14 protein-coding genes, 1 tRNA gene and 3 pseudogenes are annotated in these 17,833 nt (G+C 60.5%); 5 read left to right on the forward strand and 13 right to left on the reverse strand.

Annotated elements, in window-relative coordinates; genetic code table 11:
* The first annotated feature begins 168 nt into the window (after positions 1-168).
* Complete coding sequence (locus ACEWPM_RS00290; RefSeq protein WP_393960500.1) at positions 169-1,236, forward strand: ABC transporter substrate-binding protein; 1,068 nt, start codon at positions 169-171, stop codon at positions 1,234-1,236.
* 60 nt (positions 1,237-1,296) lie between these two features.
* Here ACEWPM_RS00290 and ACEWPM_RS00295 read toward each other — a convergent pair whose 3' ends face one another.
* From ACEWPM_RS00295 to ACEWPM_RS00315, 5 genes are all read right to left on the reverse strand, one after another.
* Complete coding sequence (locus ACEWPM_RS00295) at positions 1,297-2,067, reverse strand: methyltransferase domain-containing protein (protein ID WP_393960501.1); 771 nt, start codon at positions 2,065-2,067, stop codon at positions 1,297-1,299.
* A 6-nt stretch (positions 2,068-2,073) separates the two neighbouring features.
* Complete coding sequence (locus ACEWPM_RS00300) at positions 2,074-3,177, reverse strand: ABC transporter ATP-binding protein (protein ID WP_393960502.1); 1,104 nt, start codon at positions 3,175-3,177, stop codon at positions 2,074-2,076.
* Between the two features lie 2 nt (positions 3,178-3,179).
* A complete protein-coding gene (locus ACEWPM_RS00305; RefSeq protein ID WP_393960503.1) occupies positions 3,180-4,016 on the reverse strand; it encodes an ABC transporter permease in 837 nt (278 codons plus the stop codon).
* The gene (locus tag ACEWPM_RS00310) at positions 4,013-4,876 is read right to left on the reverse strand and encodes an ABC transporter permease (RefSeq protein ID WP_393960504.1); all 864 of its coding nucleotides are present in this window, start codon (positions 4,874-4,876) and stop codon (positions 4,013-4,015) included. The genes ACEWPM_RS00305 and ACEWPM_RS00310 overlap by 4 nt, the downstream gene beginning before the upstream one ends.
* Before the next feature lie 64 nt (positions 4,877-4,940).
* On the reverse strand, positions 4,941-6,140 hold the full coding sequence (locus ACEWPM_RS00315; protein ID WP_393960505.1) for an aromatic ring-hydroxylating oxygenase subunit alpha: 1,200 nt from the start codon (positions 6,138-6,140) through the stop codon (positions 4,941-4,943).
* Between the two features lie 275 nt (positions 6,141-6,415).
* On the opposite strand from ACEWPM_RS00315, the gene ACEWPM_RS00320 reads away from it, so the two are divergent.
* Positions 6,416-6,490 (forward strand) — tRNA-Asn (locus ACEWPM_RS00320).
* A gap of 82 nt (positions 6,491-6,572) precedes the next feature.
* Here ACEWPM_RS00320 and ACEWPM_RS00325 read toward each other — a convergent pair.
* From ACEWPM_RS00325 to ACEWPM_RS00360, 8 genes and pseudogenes are all read right to left on the reverse strand, one after another.
* Positions 6,573-6,800, reverse strand: a complete 228-nt coding sequence (locus ACEWPM_RS00325) for an integrase core domain-containing protein (protein ID WP_393960977.1) — start codon at positions 6,798-6,800, stop codon at positions 6,573-6,575.
* Positions 6,777-7,037 (reverse strand): annotated as a pseudogene (locus ACEWPM_RS00330) (IS3 family transposase); the annotation flags it as partial. The gene ACEWPM_RS00325 and the pseudogene ACEWPM_RS00330, both read right to left, overlap by 24 nt.
* 61 nt (positions 7,038-7,098) lie before the next feature.
* Positions 7,099-7,336, reverse strand: a pseudogene (locus ACEWPM_RS00335) (transposase); the annotation flags it as partial.
* Between the two features lie 159 nt (positions 7,337-7,495).
* Complete coding sequence (locus ACEWPM_RS00340; protein ID WP_393960506.1) at positions 7,496-8,212, reverse strand: ABC transporter ATP-binding protein; 717 nt, start codon at positions 8,210-8,212, stop codon at positions 7,496-7,498.
* On the reverse strand, positions 8,209-8,925 hold the full coding sequence (locus ACEWPM_RS00345; protein WP_393960507.1) for an ABC transporter ATP-binding protein: 717 nt from the start codon (positions 8,923-8,925) through the stop codon (positions 8,209-8,211). The genes ACEWPM_RS00340 and ACEWPM_RS00345 overlap by 4 nt, the downstream gene beginning before the upstream one ends.
* Positions 8,903-9,850 (reverse strand): branched-chain amino acid ABC transporter permease, encoded by a 948-nt coding sequence (locus tag ACEWPM_RS00350; protein WP_393960508.1) that lies wholly within the window; start codon positions 9,848-9,850, stop codon positions 8,903-8,905. Before ACEWPM_RS00350 ends, ACEWPM_RS00345 begins: the two co-directional genes overlap by 23 nt.
* Positions 9,851-9,858: 8 nt before the next feature.
* Positions 9,859-10,743, reverse strand: coding sequence for a branched-chain amino acid ABC transporter permease (locus tag ACEWPM_RS00355; RefSeq protein ID WP_393960509.1), 885 nt, complete (start codon positions 10,741-10,743; stop codon positions 9,859-9,861).
* 87 nt (positions 10,744-10,830) lie between these two features.
* A complete protein-coding gene (locus ACEWPM_RS00360) occupies positions 10,831-12,018 on the reverse strand; it encodes an ABC transporter substrate-binding protein (protein WP_393960510.1) in 1,188 nt (395 codons plus the stop codon).
* 135 nt (positions 12,019-12,153) lie between these two features.
* Here ACEWPM_RS00360 and ACEWPM_RS00365 point away from each other — a divergent pair, with 135 nt between their 5' ends.
* The 3 genes and pseudogenes from ACEWPM_RS00365 to ACEWPM_RS00375 all read left to right on the forward strand — a co-directional run bounded on the left by ACEWPM_RS00365 (position 12,154) and on the right by ACEWPM_RS00375 (position 17,603).
* The gene (locus ACEWPM_RS00365) at positions 12,154-13,518 is read left to right on the forward strand and encodes an amidase (protein WP_393960511.1); all 1,365 of its coding nucleotides are present in this window, start codon (positions 12,154-12,156) and stop codon (positions 13,516-13,518) included.
* Between the two features lie 893 nt (positions 13,519-14,411).
* Positions 14,412-14,531 (forward strand): annotated as a pseudogene (locus ACEWPM_RS00370) (FAD-dependent oxidoreductase); the annotation flags it as partial.
* Between the two features lie 576 nt (positions 14,532-15,107).
* Complete coding sequence (locus ACEWPM_RS00375; RefSeq protein ID WP_393960512.1) at positions 15,108-17,603, forward strand: PAS domain-containing protein; 2,496 nt, start codon at positions 15,108-15,110, stop codon at positions 17,601-17,603.
* Positions 17,604-17,833: the final 230 nt, after the last annotated feature.

Consider the following 17,833-nt stretch of genomic DNA (forward strand, 5'->3'; position numbering starts at 1 on the left):
CATTAAGATCACCGCGCAATTATTAATTGAAAAATCAAATGGGGCCAGTTCGTTTCTGATTGAGCGCTCAGATGAAAACTTGTGTGACGCCGCGGTCCTGCTAGCCTTGATGACAAGGCCATGAGCGAAACACGCCCCCAAAAAAAGCCGTTCAACAAGGAGAACCATATGTCTGCCTATCGAAACTTCGCACTTGTCGTATCGTCCGCGGCCCTGGTGGCCGCCGGGGGCGGGGCGCTTGCTGCGGATGGTGAACTGACGGTCTTTGACTGGGCCGGCTACGAGGATCCCAATTTCTTCCCGGCCTATGTCGAGGCGCATGGCGAAGGCCCCACCTTCGCCTATTTCGGTGACGAGGAAGAGGCGTTTCAAAAGCTCCGCTCGGGCTTTCAGGCGGACGCGGCGCATCCCTGTTCGCAATCCGTGCCTAAATGGATGGAGGCGGGCCTGCTTGAGCCGATCGACACCTCGCGCATCGAGCGGTGGGATGATCTTGAGCCGGGCTTTCGCGATATCGAGGCCTACAAGAAGGATGGCGAGAATTACTTTATTCCCATCGACTGGGGCAACACGGCCATCGTCTACAACACCGAACTGCTGAGCGAAGAAGATGTCTCGTCCCTTCAGGCCTTTGCCGATCCGGCACATGCGGGGCGGATATCGATTGGTGACAATGTGGACGATGCCTATGCGCTGGCCTTCCTTGCAACGGGCGTGACCGACTGGACCAAGGCAACTGACGAGGAGTTTCAAGCCGCGTCGGACTTCCTGCGCAAGGTACATCCGAATGTGCGCGCCTACTGGTCGGACGGCGCATCGCTGGCGCAACTGATGCAGAGCGGTGAGGTCTATCTGGCCTGGGCCTGGAACGAGACTTATGCCACGATGAGCGCCGAGGGCCATCCCATTGCGCTGAAGCGTGACACCGAGGAAGGCGCGTCCTCCTGGGTCTGCGGTTATACAAAACTGGCAGGTGGGCCCGGCTCGGATGACAAGTTCTATGATTTCATCAATGCCTGGCTCGAGCCGCAATCGGCAGACTATATCGTGACCGCATGGGGCTATGGTCACGCCAACGCCGAGGCGATGAGCGAGATTCCGGCGGAAACGCTGAAATCGGTCGGGCTGGAAAGCAGCGAAAAGATGCGCGAGAACACGCTTTGGCAGGCTCCCGTGCCCGCGGCGCTGCGCGAGAAGATGATCGCTGAATTCGAACTGATCAAGGCGGGATTCTGAGCCGACTGCAGGATCGCATTGCAAATCGGGCGGGCCCTTCGCGGCCCGCCTTTTTGCATGTCATGCGGGCTTGCGAGCGCGAATGTGATGCGGGCAATGCTCCCCCGTCTCCAGCACGCCGATCATCGCGCGCCAGGTGACGATGGAATGGTCGATGAACTCCGCCCCATGTTCGGCGGCCAATTCATCGCGCCGGGTTTCCAGCAGTGACAACTCCTCTCGCGCTACGTCCAGATACCAGGCGTTGCGATTGGTAAGCGCTATATTCTCAAACCCAGCCCCTTCCAGCGCCGCACGGTAGCGCGCGGGCGAAGCCATGGCGAAATCCAGATCCTCTAGAACCAGATAATCGGCCATCTGCTGTGTCGGCGTGTCCCCGGAGATCATCCAGTCGGAGGCGGCGAACCAGCCGCCGGGCGCAAGGACGCGATACGTCTCGCGGGCGAGGGCATCCTTGTCGCGAATGTGGATGATCGAATCCTTTGAAAAAACCACGTCGAACGCGCCGTCCTCGTAGGGAAAAGGTCCCGGCGCGACCTTGTTGATCGTCACCTCGCCGTCTGCGCCCGCTGCCGCGATCCGCGCGCGGGCGGCGGCGGCGACATCGTCCTCAACGTCGATCCCGGTCACATGCGCCGCGCCATGATCGCGCGCGAGGGACAGGGTGATCGCCCCCGATCCGCAGCCGATATCAAGGACGCGCTTTCCGCTCAGATCCAGCCCATCCAGCACACGCGCCACTTCCTCGGGGCCGCCCGGCGACAGGTATCCCTCGCCCCAGAGCATTTCCAGAAACGAGATATGACCCTTGTCGTAAAGCGGCTCGGACATGGCGGTTTACTCCAGAAGGATGATGGAATCGGCACCCCAGCCTACGGTTACGGTGCTGCCCTCGCGGGCAACGGCGCGGCCCGCCGTATTGCGCATCGAGATGGTCACAGGTGTCTCGGCGCCGGGCAGGGCGACGCTGTAATAGGTCATGTCGCCGTAATAGTCGGTGCCGGTCACGGTGCCCTCCACCTCGCGCTCGAACTGGCCAGTATCCTCGCCGGTGATGGTGAACATCTCTGGCCGCACGCCGACTGCGTTGATCTGCGCCGCGGTCAGACCTTCGGGGGCGTGGCTGGCGGCAATCTCGACCTTGCCGAGCGCGGGAATATCAAGGTGAAAGGGCGCGCCATCACCGCCCGTCGCCGTCGCGTCGAGAAAGTTCATCACGCCGATGAAGGACGCCACTTTGCGCGTTGCGGGGCGGCGATACAGCTCCTCGGGCGTGGCGAGTTGCGCGATCGTTCCGTCGAAGATGACAGCGATCCGGTCGGACATGATCAGCGCCTCTTCCTGGTCGTGGGTGACAAGGATGAAGGTGATCCCGAGCGATTTTTGCAGGCGCCGCAGCTCGTGCTGCATCTGGTCGCGGAGCTTCTTGTCCAGCGCCGACAGCGGCTCGTCCAGCAGGATCACTTTGGGCCGCATGACCAAAGCGCGCGCCAGCGCCACGCGCTGCCGCTGGCCGCCCGACAGCTCATGCGCCTTGCGCTGGCCGTAGCCGGCCAGATCGACCATTTCCAGCGCCGCCTCCACCTCGCGCGCCATCTTTTCGCGGCCCAGCTTCTTGCGCGTCAGGCCGTAGCCCACGTTTTCTGCCACATTGAGGTGCGGAAAGATCGCGTAGCTTTGGAAGACCATGTTCGTCGGGCGCTGATTGGCCGGAATGCCCTTCATCGACTTGCCGCCGATCATGATGATTCCGCCAGTCACTTGCTCGAACCCTGCGATCAGGCGCAGAAGTGTTGTCTTGCCGCAGCCCGAGGGCCCCAGAAGCGAAAAGAATTCGCCCTCGCGGATCGTCGCATTCACGCTTTTCAGCGCGGTGACAGCGCCGAAGTTCTTCGACACGTCGCGGATTTCAATCATGGGGGCGACATCGGCTGGCGTCATTTTCAGACCATTCCTTGTGTTGATCCGGCATCCATACCCTGCCGGCGGACCGCGCGGCGGCGGAAAATCTCGGAGACCGCCAGCAGCATGACGGACACCGCCAGAAGGATCGTCCCCAGCGCCATGACCGATGGGAGGCGCGCGGGAAAGCGCAGTTGGCTCCAGATATAGACGGGCAGGGTGACATCGGTGCCGGTGAGGAAGAAGGCGATGATGAACTCGTCCAGCGAGATGGTGAAGGTGATGAGCAGGCTGGAGATGACGCCCGGCATGATCAGCGGCAGCGTCACACGCCGGAATGTGCCCCAGCGCGTCTCGCCCAGATCGAAAGACGCCTCCTCGAGGCTGGTTTCCATCCCGGCAAAGGCCGAGCTGAGGATGGCGATGGAAAAGGGTGTGCAGATCAGCACATGCCCCGCCACCACCGTCCAGAGCGAGAGGGACATGCCCAGTTGCATCAGCATCACGAGCAGGGCGACCGCCACGATGATCTCGGGCAGGACCAGCGGCAGCATGATGAAGCCCATGATGCCTTTCTGTCCCGGAAAGGTGAAATTCGCCGCCGAGCGCGCGGCGCAGGCCCCCAATAGCGTGCTGATGACCGCCGTGCTGACCGCGACGATGGCGCTGTTGCGCACCGCGCCATGCAGGGCGTCGGTGCCCCAGAGCAGGTCGAACCACTTGGTGGTGAAGCCGCTAAGCGGGAAGGCGACGACCGTCGCATCGTTGAACGCAAAGAGCGGCAGCAGCAGGACCGGCGCATAGAGGAATACCATGTAGACCACGGCATAGACCGCCAGCCACCGACCCGAGAGATATCTGCCAAACCCGCCCATCATCTGACCTTGCCGCCGAACTTGCGGCCCGCAAAATAGATGCCGACGCTGATCGCGCCCACGACGACCATCGACGACACCGCCAGCGCCGCGCCGAGGGGCGCGTTATTGGCCTTGCCGAACTGGATCTGGATCATGTTGGCCACCATCAGCCCATCCGTGCCGCCGACCAGCTTGGGGGTGATGTAGTCGCCGACGGTGGGGATCAGCACGATCAGGGTCGAAGCGACGACGCCCGGCATCGCAAGGGGCAGGGTGATCCGAAAGAACCGCCGCACCGGCCCGTCGCCCAGATCCTCGGCCGCCTCCAAGAGCGAGCGGTCGATCTTCTCCAGCGCGACAAAGATGGGCAGGATGGCGAAGGGCGCCCAGGCATGGGCCAGCGTCAGCACCACCGCGTTGGCATTATAGAGGATGAAGGTCAGCGGCTCGTCGATGATGCCAAGGTTCATCAGCGCCGAGTTGAAGACGCCATTATAGCCCAGGATCACCTTCCACAGGAACACGCGCAGCAGATAGCTGGTCCAGAAGGGCACGGTGATCAGGAAAAGCCACAGCGCCTTGCGCGATTTGACATGAAACGAAAGGTAATAGGCGATGGGAAAGGCCAGGATCACCGTCGCCGCCGTCACGATCAGCGAAATGCGCAGGCTGCGCCACATCAGCACCTGGAAAATGGGCTGGGTCCACGCCTCGCGGTAATTGGCAAAGGTCAGCGTCTTGTCGAGGTCGAGGTAGTTCTGCGTCCAGAAGCTGAACATTACCACCATCGCCAGCGGCGCCGCCAGCATGACCAGCGCATAGATCAGCGTGGGGCTGATCAGGGTCAACCCCTGGCGGCTGTGCTGGCTCAGACCGGGCACGATGTCGGCATCTCCCCTGGACAGCCTTCAGCGATACATGGCCTGCATGCAAAGACAAGCGCCCTCATCGAGCGGGCGTACCCAACAGCTCGGCATTGGTGCGGCTCAGCGTGCCCTCGGCCGGCTCGTCGCCGTTCAGCACGGGAAACAGCTCGCGCAGGGCGTCGTGATAGCTGCGCACGCCATATTCCAGATCCGACAGCACGATCCCGTCGAACCCGCTGGAGAACGCCGCCTCCCACGTCCATTCGATCAGCTGCTCATCTTCCTTGCCGGTGATGCGGTCGATCCGCATCGACAGGTAGCGCGCGGCGCGCATCCGGCGGTCCTCATCCTTGTGGCGATAGGTGCTGCCGCGCTGAACCGTCCTGCCGTTCTCGATGGGGAACTCGTGGTAGAAAATCACCGAATCCGGATAAAGGCCAAAGACGAGATTCGGGAACATGCCCACATAAAGCCATGCGGCCTTATGTACGTCATCGAGACGCTCGGGCGGTTGCAGGATATTGCGATAATGCTCGACGCTCCACAGGCGATGCTTGCCTTGCCGGAACCGGCCAAGGGAGCGCGACGTGCCATTTTCGAACGGCTCGTCATGGTAATTATTGCCATAAAGGTCATGCAGACCCGGATGCGCCATGGGCACGTGATAGCCTTCGTTGTCGACATCGCGCACGCATTTCCAGTTGGCCTCGATCTCGCTGGCCCAAAACCCGTCCTCGGCAGGCACGAGGTTTTCCAGGTCGTATTGCGCCAGCTCATCGTCAAAGCGGGCCATGATCTTGGCCACGCTGGGCTGCGGACCCGGCTTGAACCGGACAAAGACAAAGCCTTGCCAGATTTCCATTTCGACAGGCTTCAGCCCCATCTCAACGGGGTCGAGATCGGGCAGGGTCTGCGGTTGGGCCGCACCGCGCAGAGTACCATCGAGGTTATAGGCCCAGCCGTGGAAGGGACAGATGATCGCCGATTTGCAGTTGCCCGAGCTTTCGGCCACGACGCGGCTGCCGCGATGGCGGCAGAGATTGTGAAATGCGCGAACTTCCATGTCGCGCCCGCGCACGACCAAGGCGCGCTCGCCCACCAGGTCGGATGCGATGAAATCACCGGGATTGGGAACATCGTTGATATGGCAGACCACCTGCCAATGGCGACGGAACAATTGTTCTTTCTCGGCCTCCAGCATCTCGGGGCTGAAAAAGCTCCACGCAGGCAGTCCCTTGCGGTCCCACTCGTTCGGTATCCGGGTGTCTTGAGTTTCCATGGCGGCCTGGCTCCTTGGTGCGTCGGGCCGAGTATAGGTAATTTAAATGAGCGCTCAAATAAAAATTTTCCCATGGCTCATCGGACTGCTGCTTTCATAGAAAAGGGGCGCCGATCCGCCGCACATATGCGAGCTCTGATGTGCCAGCGCCACGAGTTGCGCGGCCTTTTGCGTCATCGGAAACGATGTAAATTTCCCCGGCTCCATGGACCAACATTTTTTTCGCATAACCCACTGGACGCCGTCAGACCGCATTGCTATACGGCACCTCGTGTTCCGGCGTAGCTCAGCGGTAGAGCAGTTGACTGTTAATCAATTGGTCGTAGGTTCGATCCCTACCGCCGGAGCCAACTAAAACCTTAAGCGTATAACTTACTTAGCTTTTTGTTTTCAAATTGTTGGCGACCCACCCAAAGGCCCGCCCCCCAAAAATTACCTTAAATTCATAGGTAAAGAAGGGCGCTTGGCTCTTCTTTTCGGCTTGAAGCGCTGACACTGATCACACGGTCCGAGCGTCAGGTTCCCCAAGGCTGAATGTGGTCTGCGCCAGTTGTAATTCTCCTGCCATTCTTCGAGTGTTTTGCGAGCGTCGCCCAATGTGCCAAAGAGCGTTTCATTCAAACCTTCGTCCCGCAGCTTCCTGCCGCCTCTGCGGTGCACTTGCAGCTTCTCTTCGGTGTAGATCCGCCTGACTTTCTTGTGGTTCACCTCAAAACCCTTACGCGCAATCATCACGTGTATGCGGCGACAGCCAAACCGACGCCGTTCGCGCGAAACCCGTTTGATTGCATCGCGCAAATCAGAATCATCGCCACGACGCGACAGATACCGCACCGATGATCGATCAACTTGCAAGACATCACACGCCCGCCTCTGGCTTACCTGATGAACATCCATCAAATGCGCTACTGCTTTCCGCTTCCCAACGGGCGTCACCACTTTTTTGAATTGATGTCTCGTAGCATTGCGTTGTCGAGCATCTGTTCGGCCAGCAGCTTCTTCAGCTTGCCGTTCTCATCTTCCAAAGCTCGTAGTCGCTTCGCGTCAGACTGCTCCATACCGCCATACTTCGATTTGTATTTATAGAATGTTGCCGAAATGATCCCATGCCGCCGACACACGTCAGCAGTCTTCACGCCAGCTTCCTGTTACTTGATCATCTCAATGATCTGTTCGTCCGTAAATCGTGCCTTCATTTGTCCGTCCTTTTGTTGGGCGGACTCTACACAAATTTGGAGGAGTTTCAGGGGCGCAGGTCACAAGACCCCGCGTCCGCCGCCCATGTCAAAGAAAACCACCTTCAAATCGTGGCGGCAGGAACATCACCCTTCGAACCCGACTTCTTCAGCAGCCTGTTAAAGGCCCAGATACGCTTTGCGAACAGTAGGGTGCCCTTCAAGCTCTTCCGCGGGGCCTTCCAGCACGATCCGGCCATGCTCCAGAACATAGCCGCGATCCGCGACTTTCAGGACCTGGCGCACGTTCTGCTCGACCAGGAGGACGGGTAGGCCGGTGGCCGCGACGCGCTGAATGGCGGCCATCACGTCCTTGACCAAGAGAGGCGAGAGCCCGAGGCTCGGCTCGTCCATGAGAAGCATCTTGGGCCGCAACATCAGGGCGCGCGCGATGGCGACCATTTGCTGCTGCCCTCCGGACAGGGCACCTGCCGGGCTACCAGCCAGACGGACGAGATCGGGAAAGAGCGCATGCACCTCCGCGAGGCTTTCGTGGCGGCGTGCGCGGGCCTCTGGCAGGAACGCTCCGAGAAGCAGATTATCTTCGACCGTTAGGTTCGGGAAAAGCTGCCGGCCCATCGGCACATGGGCCAGCCCCTTCTGGGCCATCTGATGCGGCTTGACGCTGCCGATGGCCTCGCCGTCAAACAGGATCTGACCCTTCCATGTCGGGATCATGCCCGAGACGGCGCGCAGGATGGTCGACTTGCCGCTGCCATTGCCCCCGACGAGGCCGACAAGTTCGCCCTGCCGGACCTCGAGATTGATGTCGAATGCCACCTGAAGCGTGCCATAGCCCAGATCGACGCCTTCGACTGAAAGAACGCTCTTGCTCATTCCGTCCCCAGATATGCTTCGATCACTTGCGGATCGCTTGTCACGGCCTGCGGCGTACCTTCGGCGATGCGCGCCCCGCTGGCCAGCACAATGACGTGATCGGATAGCTCGATGATCGCCTCCATGATATGCTCAACCATGACAATGGCCATGCCGTTGTTTTTCAACCCCTGAACAAGCCCAATCATTTCACGTAGCGCGGGCGGGTTGAGCCCCGCCATGATCTCATCCAGAAAAAGCACCTTGGGCCGTAGCGCCAGGGCGCGGGCGAGCTCGAGCCGGCGACGGCGGGCCAGATTGAGATCCATAGCCGGCTGGTGCGCGCGGTCGCCCAGACCGACGATTTCGAGCTGCTCCAGCGCCAGGTCTTCGGCATTGCTGCGCCGGGGCTCGGTGAGGAACGCCCCGATCAGGACGTTCTCCAGCACCGTCAGCTCCTCGAAGGGCCGCTCGGTCTGGAAGGTGCGCCCCATGCCAAGGCGGGTCCGCGCATAGGCGGGCGCCTTCGTGACATCCTGGCCAACGAAGGTGATCTGCCCCTCATGCACGGGCACATAGCCGGTCAGCGCGTTGAAGAGCGTCGTCTTGCCGGCCCCGTTGGGCCCGATCAGGCCCAGAATTTCGCGGTCCGCGACCCGGAGCGAGACATGATCGACCGCGACCACGCCGCCGAAACGGACCACGATTCCATCAGCCTTGAGAGCGTCGGGCATATCGCCTCCGGATCATGTTTCTGGCCACCTCGCCAAGGATGCCGCGCGGCATGAAGAGGACGACGATGAGAATGAGAAGCCCGTAGATCAGCAGGTTGGCCTCGGCAAAAGCGGTGCGGAAGATCTCGCCCGCGCCGATGATCAGCACGGCTCCCACAAGGGGGCCGAAAATTGTCCCGCGGCCGCCGATGATGGCGGTCAGCGCGATCTGGATCGAGAGCAGCAGGTAGAACATGATATGCGGCTCGAGAAAGGACAGGAAGATGCCGTAGATGCCCCCACCGGCGGCGGTAAGCGCGCCCGACAGCATGAAGGCGCGCAGCTTGATCGCACGCGGATCGATGCCCGCCGCCATGGCCGCATTCTCGTCCTCGCGCACAGCGCGCAGCTGATAGCCGAACCGCGCCATCGACATCCAGGCAGTGCCTCCAAGACAGATCAGCGCAAAGACCAGTGCCATGTAATACTGGGTCGCACGCTCGAATAAATCGATGCCGAAGGGCTCGGGCAGGGTGGCGATGAAGACGCCGGTGGCGCCCCCCGTCAACCAACCCTCGTTGATGGCGACGAGGCGCAGGATTTCGGCGACGGCAATTGTCGAGAGGGTGAAATAGGGGCCGCGCAGCCCGAATGTGATGGACCCCCAGAGCCAGGCCAGCGCGGCGGCGGCCAGCATTGCCAGTGGAAGGGTGATCCAGGGGGCGAGGCCGTGATCAATCTGTCCGATCGCGACCACATAGGCGCCCAGGCCCACAAAGGCCGAATGCCCGAGACTGACCTGACCGGCCCATCCGCCAAGGATATCCCAGGCCGTGGCCCAGCCGATGAACAGCAGCATCGTGATGCCGACGGTCATGTAGGCCGGAAAGACATGCGGATAGGCCAGACCGACAAGGGCGAAAAGCGCGATGGCGCCAAATGTCATGGGCCGGCTCATACGCGTTTCACCGAGCTGCCGAAGAGGCCTTCGGGCCGCAGGAGCAAGATGAGCAGGAACGCGATAAGTCCGTATGCGTCACGATACTCGGAGGCCAGATAGGACGCCCCCAGCACTTCGATGACGCCCAGCAAAAGCCCTCCGCCAATGGCCGCGCCAATGCGCCCTAGACCGCCCAGGACGGTGACGACAAACGCCTTGAGTGTGAAAATGGCGCCTGTGGTCGTCGGGGTGGCAAACAGCAGCGGGATCAGGGTCGCACCAGCGATCATCGCCAGCATGACACTGAGGCCGAAGACGATGGAATGGATCCGCGTCGTGTTGATGCCGACCAGTTCGGCGCCAAGACGGTTCTCGGAAGTGCCCCGGATCGCCCGGCCGATTTCCGTGCGCTCGAGCACCAGATAGAGGCCGATAATGGCCAGTGCGGTGGCCAGACCGGCCAGAAGCAGAACCACTGACACCCGGACCGGCCCGATAGCGATGGTCGAGGCGGCGTAGCTGACCTGAACCGATTGCGGCTCGCCGCCAAAGGTCAGCAGCAGCGTGTTGCCGATGACCAGTGACAGCCCCAGCGTGGCCAGCATGGACGACTCGGCCGGCGCTTCGACAAGCCGCGCCAGCATAAGGCTTTCGATGAGCACGCCGGTGAAGAACCCGACAGGCATGGCGATGACGAGCGACAGGTAAGGATCCCAGCCAAGCACCAGATGAAAGAGGACGGCGGAATACATGCCCAGAACCACGAAATCGCCGTGGGCAAAGTTGATCGTGCGCATCACGCCGAAGATCAAAGTCAGCCCGACCCCGACCAGTGCATAGACACCGCCGATCAGCAGGCCGTTCGACAGGTTCTGCGCAAACGCAATGAGGTCGAGCATGATGTGTTATTCCAGACTTGAACGGCGCTTATCGCCTGAGGGCGGCATGGCCTGCCACGATATCATGGCAGGCCATTTTGGCAGGGATCAGCGCGCGTCCCACGCAGGGTTCGGGAACCGAACTTCTTCTGCCGCAAGGTCCGCGGGGTAGACCGTCACATGCCCGCCATCCTGAATTTGCAGGATGAGGCTGCGGATCGGGTTCTGGTTCTGGAACTCGCCCTCATCCTCGAATTTGACCGAGGTCACGGAGGTGTCGAGATCGGTCGCCTTGAGGGCATCGCGCACGGCGGTCCGGTCGGTCGATCCGGCGCGGCGCAGCGCGTCGGCCGCGACGGTCAGCGCCAGATAGCCTTCGGCCTCGTAGAATGAGGGCTCGGCGCCGGCCGCGTCCTTGAGGCGGCCATAGAGGTCCTGCGCGCCCTCATATTGCACGTCCTTGCTCCAGCTGACGGCGGTCACGACATATTCTGCCAGATCGCCGACCTGATCGATGTAGCTGGTCAGGGCGGCGGATGTATCCATCGCGATGACCTTGGCATTGAGGCCGACTTCGCTGATCTGGCGGGTCAGGGCGACACCGTCCTCGGCGTAGGAGATCATGTAAAGGATATCGGGCTCGTTCTCGCCGATGAAACGGTTGAGGATGGGGCGGAAGTCGGTCACGCCCTGATCGTAGGCCTGACGGCCGACGACTTCATAGCCGCGCTCTTCGGCCAGCATCTCGCCTTTCTCGGCTAGCGATGTGGGCCAGGCGCCATTGCCCGAAATGATCGCGATGGTCTTCAGCTCTTCGTCCTTGGTCTCGCGCAGCCAGTCAAAATAGTCGAAATAGGCGCCCGCGACGATGGTCGAGTTATGCTTGGCCCGGAAAACCCAGGGCGAGCCAGGCTTGGTGATCGAATCGTCGGCACTGCCCAGAACCAGCAGCGGGATTTCCTGGCGCGTCATGATCTGGGCCATCGGTCCGGTGATCGAGGACGCGTAGGAGCCGATGACCATCGGCACGCCCGCATTGTCGAGGCTTTCCACCGCGGCGAGGGCGCTTTGTGCCTCCGAGCGGTCGTCCTGTATATTCAGGGTCAGGTCTTCGCCATTGATGCCGCCATTGGCGTTGATTTCGTCCAGCGCGACTTCCATGCCGGTCAGATAGCGGTCGCCGAAGGCCGAGAAGGCGCCCGAAAGGCTGTTGATCACGCCGATCTCTACCTCCGCATGGGCGGCGGTGCCCATGGTCAGGCCGGCGGCAAGCGCCAAAGTCAGATTCTTTCTCATTACATCAAGCTCCTAGTTGAACATTAACGCCGCGAGGCGCGCGGACGCATCAATATTGCGAAACTTCGAGAGGCATTGTTGTAATAACAAATAACTTACGTCAAGTAACGCTAAGAGAATTTTTGGAGCCTAGCCATGCCAGCCGATGATCCTTTGACCTCCGGGGGAATTTCCAACTTCAGTCGCCAGTTCCGCAGTGGCGCTTTGACCGCCGAGCAAGTGACGCGAGACTATCTCGACCGTATTGCGGAGCTGGACCAGAGGCTGGGCGCATACGCTCATGTTGCGGCCGATGATGCGATCCGGCAGGCGCAGGCGATTGATGCCATGCGGGCTGCGGGCTGTGATCTGGGGCCGCTGATGGGCGTGCCGATCGCGGTCAAGGATCTCATCCGCGTTGACGGGATGCCAGTCACCGGCGGCACCAAGCTGGAGGTTCAGGATCTGATCGGCCCCGAGGGGCCTGTTGTTCTGGCGCTGCGCCGGGCCGGATGTATCATTCTGGGTAAAACCAAGACAGTGGAGTTCGCCCTGGGCATCACGGGCGTCTCGGCGCCGCACGGCACCCCCTGGAATGCGCATGACCCCGACACACATCGGCTGCCCGGCGGATCAAGCTCGGGTTCCGCTGTCGCTATGGCCGCTGGCCTCTGCGGCTTTGCGATCGGCAGTGATACCGGTGGCTCGGTGCGGGTGCCCGCCGCCTTGAATGGCGTTTTCGGCCTCAAGACGTCGTTCGGGCGTCTCTCCAACGACGGCGCATTCCCGCTGGCGGCTCATCTCGATTCGATCGGCCTTCTGACGCGCGATGCGCGCGATGCCGAGATCATCCTCTCGGTTCTGACAGGTGAGGCGCCCGCTCCGAAGAGGCCGATATCGGCGCTGAGGATCGGCAGACCTAGCACGTATTTCTTCGACGGGATCGAGCCTTCGGCAGCGCAGCGCGTCGAGCAGGCGATTGATCTGCTCTCTCGGCATGGCGCCTCTATCGAGCCGGTCGATATCCCCGAAGCGCCTGAGCGAGAAGACTATTTCCCAGCCGTCTTGCCGGTGTGCCTGGTCGCATCGCTGGGGCGCGAGCGGGCCAATGAAGGTCTTTCGCTGATGGATCCGGTGATTGCAAAACGGGTCAAGACAGCTTTTGACGTTGACGCGATCCGCCTTGTGCAATTGGAAGCACGGCGGTCCGCATCAATGCACGCTGTCCATGGGCGCATCGCAGGGTTCGATGCTTGGATATCGCCGACCGTCGGTGATGTCGCCAGCCCTGTCTCGGCGCTTGAGGATCCCGAAAAGGGCTTTGAACTGGCGCTTGGCATGACGCGCAATACGCAGCCCGCCAATTATCTTGATCTCAGTGCCGTTTCCATACCTCTGCCACGTGATGTTGGTCAGATGCCGTTTGGATTGCAATTGATGGCAGGACCTGGTCGCGAATTCGAATTGATCGCAATTGCTCAGTCCATCGAAAACGCTCTTGAAGAGGGGATGGGCATTTGAATTTGAATAGCTTGCTAGCTTACCCAGAAAGGTGGGGTTGCCGAATGGTTTCGAAGCAGTTGCAATGAACCTCTTCGGTAGATCCGGCGCGGGCAAGCTAAAATGGTTAGTACTTCGAACAGAAAGGGCTCATAGTATTTGAAGCTATGTCTCTTTGCGTAGTTCGACCCAATTCAAGAACTGCCTGAACGCCTTTCGGAGATCGTTGGACAGCTCATTGACATGGGTTCGGTCGGGGCTCTACTCGCATCCGGACTTCCACTGACTCGCTGGTAACGGATGACGTCATCGCAGCACTACCGTCTTCATTGAAATCCTCGGCACCCAGGGCACGGGTCGGGCGGGTTCGAGTCGCGACTTCCTGTCGGCACATGCAGGCAATTCAGTTCGTGTTCAGGCACGCTGCTGATCATGGCGCCGCAACCTTGATGCCAGTGCTACCCGCTGCCCGGCAGCGAGGTCGTGAAACGACACGCTTGAGCGCCTCATTGTAGGCCGACCAGTTCCTGGTCTTGTAGCTTGGGGGTATCGGTCTGCTCATGAAACCCAGCTACCATGCTGGATTCACGAGATGAATCCCTCACGCGATTTGTGCAACAGGGCCGTTTAGTATCATTCAATCAAGCAAAGCGATCATGCATGACCAAAGTCGCATCGATCTCGCTCGCAAGGCTGGCAGAAGACCTGCGCGCCGAGATACGGCTCTGGCATCTCTGGCTTGGTTTGGACACTCACTTACGGCGAGCGAATTGCTGGACAGTAACTAAGGTGTCCTTCAAGCCTCTTAGGTCTTCAGCGCGCATCATCCACGTGGCATGATGCCTATCGGCAATCAGATTAACCGCAGATATGGCTATATCCAAGCCACATGCTGCGGGCGAAAGGTATTTCTCATGAAGGTTGTGGTTATGGGTGCGGGCGTCATCGGCGTCACCACCGCGTATTATTTGGCCAAATTTGGCGCTGAGGTCGTGGTGATCGACCGCCAGACCGGGCCCGGCCTGGAGACAAGCTAGCCGTCTTGCCGTCTCGATGCTGATTGACCTGGCGTTTTCCCGGCGACAAGATGCAACCGGAATCCTGACCGGCTCCGGTGAGTATTTGTTCAGAAAATGGCTTCTTCAGGCTATGTGCACTCATGCGAAGACCACTTTAAGCCTTTGCGTGCATGGCCGCCGATCAGCAGCAATTTCATGATTAGGAGCGTTTTGGCAGAGGGACCGGCAGATGCCAAATACATGGCGCGTGCCTTTCATACCGACGAGCGAAATTCGTGCATAAACGCATTTGGAGGGCGGTGCATAAGATGAAGACCAGGATTTTCAGCCGGCACAGTTGGGCGAAAGTGTCATCCTGTTGAGCCGCGGTCAGCGGGTCGGCAACGCCGCCCATCGCGACATCGTCGGCTCCGGTGTCGTTCGGGCAGCGGTGGGGCGCGGGATCGTTCCGAAAAACGTGGATGACCAACCTGTTCGCGCGGTGGTTCCAGAATTCTGTTCGAGGGCAATGGTGCCCGCGCTTGAAATTGACTTGTATTTAAATTCCATAGCATACTTGCCTTTTCGCATCATCTTCACGGAGGCGGGGGAATGAGTGAGGGTGCCCGGTCTGATTTTGCCAGCTCGCTTGATACGCTGCCGGGCGTGTCCAGTTTCGAATGGAGTTCTCAGACAGATTGTACACGCCTGTCTGATCGGGCACGATCCTTGCTTGGTGTCGCCAGCCCGATCTCGACAGATCAATTTTTCAACCGCATTCATCCTGACGACCGGATCCGGATCGAAGCCGAGACGATCACATTTCTTGAAACCGGGGGCAATCGGACGGAAGAGTTCCGGTTCATACGGCCAGACGGCAAGGTCGTGCATCTGATTTCGCACGCGTCGCTTGTTCGCTCGCACAGTTCGGGTCATGACCTAGTCAGCGGGATATTCATCGATGTTACAGAAGCGCGGGAAAATGACAGGATCGGCGGCATGCCGGAATGCCAATTATTGGGATCCTATGTCTATGACGTGCGACATGGTGAGTCCGTCTGGTGTCCTGCATTGCGGCAATTGCTCCTGTGCCCGGCCGATGGTCTGATCACGCGCGAGACGATGCGCAGACATATTCATCCATCGGACCGCGATTGGGTGACCGGCAGCATGGATGCGATCACGCGGCGCCCCGGCCCCTATGAGCTTTCCTATCGCCTTGTTTTGCCGGATGGACGCACGCTGTGGGTGCGGGACGCCGGACGGGCGCATGCAACCCGTGAGCAGGCCACTGGCAAGGTCGATCGTGTCACAGGGACACTGACGGATATCGTCAGGCAGACGACCGGGCCGACGTCGCATCTGAAACTCGCCAGCGATGAATTCTGGCGCCTGATCGATACGGCGCCAGTCGGCGTCTATGCGGTGGACGCCGATCTGCGGATGGTGCGCATCAATCGGACCGGCATGGCGGCTTTCTCGGAGATAGACGACCTTATAGGGCGCGATATCGGGGAAGTCCTCAATATCCTCTGGGATGATCCCTTTGCGTCTTATGCCGTGACGCAATTCCGCAAGACGCTCGACACCGGTACACCATATTACGCCGAACCGGTGATCCAGGACCGTGCCGATCGCAAGGTGCTCGAAGCCTATGACTGGAGCATCGAGCGGACGATCCTCGACGACGGTGAGCCCGGCGTTCTTTGCTATTTCTACGATTTGAGCGAACGGGTGCGCGACGAGCGGGCACTGGAAGAGCAGCAGAAGAAGCTGGGCCTCGCCTATAGCGCTGCCCAAATGGGTGCGTGGGAGGTGAACCTCGTCACGCAGGAGGTGAGCGGCACGGCGCAACTGGCCAAATTGTTCGGCCAGCCCGGATATTCAGGGGATATGAGCCAGCTATGGCGCAATTCGATACACCCGGAGGACCGCAGACGCGTCGAGACGGCCTTTGAGAAGGCGGCGCGGCGGGCAGGGGGGCTCGAAGTCGATTTTCGCATCCTGATCGGCGCGGATGAGGTCCGCTATCTTGCCGCGAAAGGCGAGGTGGTGCGCAATGACGAGGGCCGCGCCCTTCGGGTGATCGGGGTCATTCAGGATATCACTGCGGTTAAAGAAACCGAAATGTCCCTGCGCCAAAGCGAAAGCCAGCTCCGGACCGTCATCGACAGCACGCTGGCTTTCGTCGGCGTGCTGGGCCCCGATGGACGGGTCGCCGAGATCAACCAGCCCGCGCTGGACTTTGGCGGCCTCGCCCGGGGCGATGTGATCGGCAAGAAATTCTGGGAAACGCCCTGGTGGGCCTACAAGGACGAGATCGCCGAACAGTGTCGGCAGGCCGTGGCCAAGGCGCAGACCGGCGAGCCCGAGCGCTTTGACGTGGTCGTGCGCGGGAAAGGTGATCAACTGATCACCGTCGACGTTCTCATTATGCCCATCTTCGACGAGGATGGTCGCCTTGTGCGCCTTGTCGCCTCCGGTTTCGACGTCTCGGCGCGCGAGGAGGCGCGCGCCCATGCCACGCTACTGATGGGCGAGATCAACCACCGTACCAAGAACATCCTTACGCTCGTTCAGGCCGTGGCGCGGCAAACCGCGCGTGGCGGTACTGAAGGCTTTCTCGACCGGTTCGAGACGCGTCTGCGCGCCTTGTCGCGTGCGCAGGATCTGTTGCTGGATGGCGGGAGTGACCGGATTGATCTGCATAGCCTGGCAGGATCGCAGCTGGATCATTTTCGGGATCTGCTCGATACCCGCATTCACCTTTCCGGACCACCGATCGAGCTTTCGGCCCAGGCCGCGCAGGCGGTGGGCATGGCGTTGCATGAACTGGCAACCAATGCCGGGAAATATGGCGCCCTGTCGAATGAAAACGGCCGGGTCACTGTCAGTTGGGATGTCCAGCCCAAAACCAACAGTTTTGACATCCGCTGGGCCGAGCATGACGGCCCGACCGTCTCCGCGCCCCGGTCCAAGGGCTTTGGCTCGACGGTGATCGACCAGATGACCAGTTCCGCGCTGAATGCGACCGTGTCGCTGGATTACGCGCCGGGCGGTGTGCGCTGGCACCTGACCTGCGCGCTAGAGGCTCTGAAACAGTCGTAGCAGCTGGTCGCTACAGGAATCCCATGCATTGCGACGCGTCGCGCCATTGAGGCAGACGCGGTAACAGACCTGCTCACGCTCCGCCTACCTCTGCTTTCCTTGGTGCGTGCTGGTGCGCACCCTTTGCCGACATTGGCCGTCGAGCCTGGAGCGCTTTGCCGGTTTGGAAATTGTCCCGAAAGTCGCGGAACCAAAAACCCGCCGACAGTCTTGTTTCTACATGTCACCCA

Source organism: Roseovarius maritimus (assembly GCF_043355895.2).
GTDB lineage: Bacteria > Pseudomonadota > Alphaproteobacteria > Rhodobacterales > Rhodobacteraceae > Roseovarius > Roseovarius maritimus.

Coding starts and splice junctions, on each gene's coding strand:
- ACEWPM_RS00290 (WP_393960500.1), top strand. CDS start 169: ATGTCTGCCTATCGAAACTTCGCACTTGTCGTATCGTCCGCGGCCCTG.
- ACEWPM_RS00305 (WP_393960503.1), bottom strand. CDS start 4,016: ATGATGGGCGGGTTTGGCAGATATCTCTCGGGTCGGTGGCTGGCGGTC.
- ACEWPM_RS00300 (WP_393960502.1), bottom strand. CDS start 3,177: ATGACGCCAGCCGATGTCGCCCCCATGATTGAAATCCGCGACGTGTCG.
- ACEWPM_RS00355 (WP_393960509.1), bottom strand. CDS start 10,743: ATGCTCGACCTCATTGCGTTTGCGCAGAACCTGTCGAACGGCCTGCTG.
- ACEWPM_RS00295 (WP_393960501.1), bottom strand. CDS start 2,067: ATGTCCGAGCCGCTTTACGACAAGGGTCATATCTCGTTTCTGGAAATG.
- ACEWPM_RS00315 (WP_393960505.1), bottom strand. CDS start 6,140: ATGGAAACTCAAGACACCCGGATACCGAACGAGTGGGACCGCAAGGGA.
- ACEWPM_RS00375 (WP_393960512.1), top strand. CDS start 15,108: ATGAGTGAGGGTGCCCGGTCTGATTTTGCCAGCTCGCTTGATACGCTG.
- ACEWPM_RS00345 (WP_393960507.1), bottom strand. CDS start 8,925: ATGCCCGACGCTCTCAAGGCTGATGGAATCGTGGTCCGTTTCGGCGGC.
- ACEWPM_RS00340 (WP_393960506.1), bottom strand. CDS start 8,212: ATGAGCAAGAGCGTTCTTTCAGTCGAAGGCGTCGATCTGGGCTATGGC.
- ACEWPM_RS00350 (WP_393960508.1), bottom strand. CDS start 9,850: ATGACATTTGGCGCCATCGCGCTTTTCGCCCTTGTCGGTCTGGCCTAT.
- ACEWPM_RS00365 (WP_393960511.1), top strand. CDS start 12,154: ATGCCAGCCGATGATCCTTTGACCTCCGGGGGAATTTCCAACTTCAGT.
- ACEWPM_RS00360 (WP_393960510.1), bottom strand. CDS start 12,018: ATGAGAAAGAATCTGACTTTGGCGCTTGCCGCCGGCCTGACCATGGGC.